This is a genomic window from Streptomyces poriticola (genome assembly GCF_036689765.1).
Classification (GTDB): domain Bacteria; phylum Actinomycetota; class Actinomycetes; order Streptomycetales; family Streptomycetaceae; genus Streptomyces; species Streptomyces poriticola.
In genome coordinates, this window is the sequence record NZ_JBAGKH010000071.1 from 1 (window position 1) to 4,335 (window position 4,335).

2 protein-coding genes are annotated in these 4,335 nt (G+C 74.1%); both read left to right on the plus strand.

Translation table 11 applies throughout. From position 1 onward, the window contains the following. The coding region (locus V5O46_RS31420; RefSeq protein ID WP_332888139.1) for an acyl carrier protein at positions 1-538 on the plus strand (538 nt) is incomplete at its 5' end. 4 nt (positions 539-542) lie between these two features. Then, positions 543-4,335, plus strand: a 3,793-nt coding sequence (locus V5O46_RS31425) for a type I polyketide synthase (RefSeq protein ID WP_332888140.1), incomplete at its 3' end; no start/stop codon positions are given.

Sequence of the window (4,335 nt, forward strand, 5' to 3'; positions counted from 1 at the left end):
GCGGGCCGACGACGACAGTCTTCCGGCGCTGCTGCGAGGTCTGGCCCAGCGTCGGGTGCGTCGTCACACCGCGGAGGCCGGCATGCGACGGCCCGCGGAGTTGTCGCTCGCCGAGCGGCTCGCCCGGGTGTCCGGGGAGCAGCGGGCGCAGGCGCTGGAGGACCTGGTCGTCGCGCAGGTGGCTGCCGTGCTGGGCTACGCGTCGACGGCCGCGGTCGAACCGGACCGCGCCTTCAAGGACATCGGCTTCGACTCGCTGACGGCGGTCGAGCTGCGCAACCGGCTCAACACGGCCACCGGGCTGCGGCTGCCGGCCACGCTGGTCTTCGACCAGCCGACTCCGCAGGCGATCGCCCGCTTCGTGGAGCGGAAGCTGTTCCCGCAGGAGACCGCGCAGACCGCACCGGCGCCCGCGGCCGCGCCGGACTCCGGCCACGAGACCGGAGCCATCGACGCCATCGACGAGATGGACGTCGACCTCCTCATCAACCTTGCTTTCGACGGCGACAGCGCCGGATCCGACGCGGAGCGTGAGTGACCCCATGAGCAACCCCAACGACAAGGTCGTCGCCGCCCTGCGGGCGTCCCTGAAGGAGACCGAGCGGCTGCGGCAGCACAACCGTGAGCTCACCGAGCGTGGCCGGGAGCCGATCGCGATCGTCGCGATGAGCTGCCGCTACCCGGGCGGCGTACGCACGCCGCAGGACCTGTGGCGGCTGGTGGCCGCGGGCGAGGACGCGGTGTCCGAGTTCCCGACCGATCGCGGCTGGGAGCTGGACGGGCTCTACGACCACGGCGGATTCCTGTACGACGCCGCCGACTTCGACCCGGCGTTCTTCGGGATCTCGCCCCGTGAGGCGCTCGCCATGGACCCGCAGCAGCGCCTGCTCCTGGAGACCTCCTGGGAGGCCTTCGAGCGGGCCGGCATCAACCCCCAGTCCCTGCGGGGCAGCCGTACGGGCGTCTTCGCCGGTGTGATGTACCACGACTACGGCACGCTGGTCGACGCGTCGCCGGACGCCGTCGAGGGCTATGTCTACAACGGCAGCGCGGGCAGCGTCGCCTCCGGCCGGGTGGCCTACACGCTCGGCCTGGAGGGGCCCGCGGTGACGGTCGACACCGCCTGCTCGTCCTCGTTGATCGCGCTGCATCTGGCGGTGCAGTCGCTGCGCAACGGGGAGTGCTCGCTGGCGCTCGCCGGGGGCGTGGCGGTGATGTCGACGCCGACGCTGTTCGACGAGTTCAGCCGGGGGCAGGGGCACGGACTGGCCCCGGACGGACGCTGCAAGGCGTTCGCGGACAGCGCCGACGGGACCAGCCTGTCGGAGGGCGTGGGTCTGCTGCTGCTGGAGCGGCTGTCGGACGCGCGCCGCAACGGCCACCCGGTGCTCGCGGTGGTCCGCTCCACGGCGGCCAACCAGGACGGCGCCAGCAACGGCCTGACCGCCCCCAACGGTCCCGCCCAGGAGCGGGTGATCCGGGACGCGCTGGTCGCCGCCGGGCTGACCGGTGCGGACGTGGACGTCGTCGAGGCCCACGGCACCGGCACCACTCTCGGCGACCCCATCGAGGCCCAGGCCCTCCTTGCCACCTACGGCCAGGACCACACCGACGAACAACCGCTGTGGCTCGGCTCGTTGAAGTCCAACATCGGCCACACCCAGGCCGCCGCCGGCGTCGGCGGCGTCATCAAGATGGTCATGGCCATGCGCCACGGCCTCCTCCCCCGGACTCTCCACGTCGACACCCCCTCCACCCACGTCGACTGGGACTCCGGAGCCGCCTCGCTGCTGACCGAGGAGCGGCCCTGGCCGGCCGCCGACCGGCCGCGCCGTGCGGCCGTGTCGTCCTTCGGCGTGAGCGGCACGAACACGCACGCCGTCCTGGAAGAGGCCCCGGAGAACGTGTCCACCGAGGACGTGCCGGAGCGCGGGGCCGGGATGCCGGTCGTGCCGTGGGTGCTGTCCGCGCGGTCGGCGGACGCGTTGCGCGAACAGGCCGCACGGCTGAGGGAGTTCGTCCAGACGGATCCCGCCGATGTCGGCTTCTCGCTGGCCACGGGGCGTTCGGTCTTCGAGCACCGCGCGGTGCTGTACAACAGCGGTCCCGGCGGGCTCGACACGGCGCTGGCCGCGCTCGCCGAGGGCAGGGACGCGGCTCCGGGGCTGGTGACGGGCGCGGGTCACCGCGCGGCCCGGACGGCCTTCCTCTTCACCGGGCAGGGCAGCCAGTACCCGGGCATGGGACGTAAACTCCACGCCGCCTACCCGGTGTTCGCCGCCGCCTTCGACGAGGTCTGCGCCGCCCTGGACCCGCACCTGGACCGTCCGCTGCGTGAGGTGGTGTTCGCCGAGCCGGGCACGGCCGAGGCGGAGCTCCTGGACCGGACGCGGTACACCCAGGCAGGGCTGTTCGCCGTCGAGGTCGCGCTGTTCCGGCTGGTCGAGGCATGGGGCCTGCGTCCCGCCGCGCTGCTGGGCCACTCCGTCGGCGAGCTGGCGGCGGCCCATGTGGCGGGGGTGCTGAGCCTGCCGGACGCCTGCGCGCTGGTGGCCGCGCGCGGCCGGCTGATGCAGGAGCTGCCGACGGGCGGGGCGATGGTGTCCGTACGCGCGACCGAGGACGAGGTCATGGAGGTGCTGGCCGGACGCACGGACCGGGTGTCCGTCGCCGCCGTCAACGGGCCGCGGTCCGTCGTCGTGTCGGGCGACGAAGAGACGGTGCTCGCGGTGGCCGCCGAACTCGCCGAGCGCGGCCGACGCACCAAGCGGCTCAACGTCAGCCATGCCTTCCACTCGCCCCGCATGGACGCCATGCTCGACGACTTCCGGACCGTCGCGCGCTCGCTGCGGTACAGCGATCCGCTGATCCCGGTCGTCTCCGATGTGACCGGCCGTACGGCGACCGCGGAGGAGCTGACCGACCCGGACTACTGGGTGCGCCATGTGCGGCAGGCCGTGCGGTTCGCCGACGGCGTGCGGACGCTGGGCGAACTGGGCGTCGGCAGCTGCCTGGAACTCGGTCCCGGCGGGGTGCTCTCCGGCATGGGCGAGGACTGCCTGCCCGGCGAAGCCGTGGCGTTCGCCGCCGCGCTGCGGCGGGACCGCGCCGAGCCGGAGTCGGTGGTGGAGGCGGTGGCGACGGTGTTCGCCCGCGGCGCCCGGGTCGACTGGGCGGCGTTGTTCGCCGGCAGCGGTGCCCGGCGGGTGGATCTGCCGACCTACCCCTTCCAGCGGCAGCGCTACTGGCCGAAGGCCTCCTCCGGTGCGGCCGGGGACGTACGCTCGCTCGGCCTGGAGTCGGTGGACCATCCGCTGCTGGGTGCCGTACTGGAGAGCGCCGACGGCGACGAGCTGCTGTTCACCAGCTGGGTCTCGCTCGCCGCCCAGCCGTGGATCCGCGGTCACCGGGTCGAGGGCGCGGCCCTGCTGCCCGGCACCGCGCTGGCCGAGCTGGCCGTACGGGCCGGGGACAGGGCGGGTTGCCCGCTGCTGGAGGAACTGACTCTGGAGGCGCCGCTGGTGCTGCCCGAGGACGGTGGCCTACGACTCCGGGTACGGGTCGGTGCCGCCGACGCGTCGGGTCGGCGCACGCTGACCGTGCACGCGCGGCCCGACGGGGACACGGCGCAGGACGGCCTGCCGTGGAAGCGCCACGCGAGCGGCACCCTGAGCCCGGACCGCGCCGACGCCGGGCAGGACCTCAGCGGGGCCTGGCCGCCGGCCGGGGCCGAGCCGCTGGACATCGAGGGCCGCTACGAGCGGTTCCGGGAGAGCGGCTTCGAGTACGGCCCGGAGTTCCAGGGCCTGCGGGCGGCGTGGCGGCGCGGTGACGAGGTGTTCGCCGAGGTCACCCTGCCGGCGGACCTGGCGGAGAACGCGGCGGACTTCGAGCTGCACCCCGCCCTGTTCGACGCGGCGCTGCAGACGGTCGGCCTCGGCAGCCTGGCCGAGGACGGCGCTCCGGCACTGATGCCGTTCTCCTGGCGGGGCGTACGCCTGCACGCCACGGGCGCGACCGTACTGCGGGTTCGGCTGACCGTGACCGGTCAGGAGGAGGTACGGCTCGACGCGGCGGACGCCCTGGGCAGTCCGGTCCTGACCGTCGACTCGCTCGCGCTGCGGCCGCTGTCCGGCCGAGCGGCGGAGGCCGCAGCCGCGGCGACCCTGCGCGACGCGCTGTTCCGCGTGGAGTGGGTACCCGTCGAGGCCGCGCGGGCGGAGGGGCCGGAACCGGTCTGGCTGTCCGCCGGTGAGGGCCTCGACGGCCTGTCGGCTCCCGAGGTCGTGGTCGCTCCTTGCCCACCAGGTGAACGGGCGTCACTGCATTGGGCGT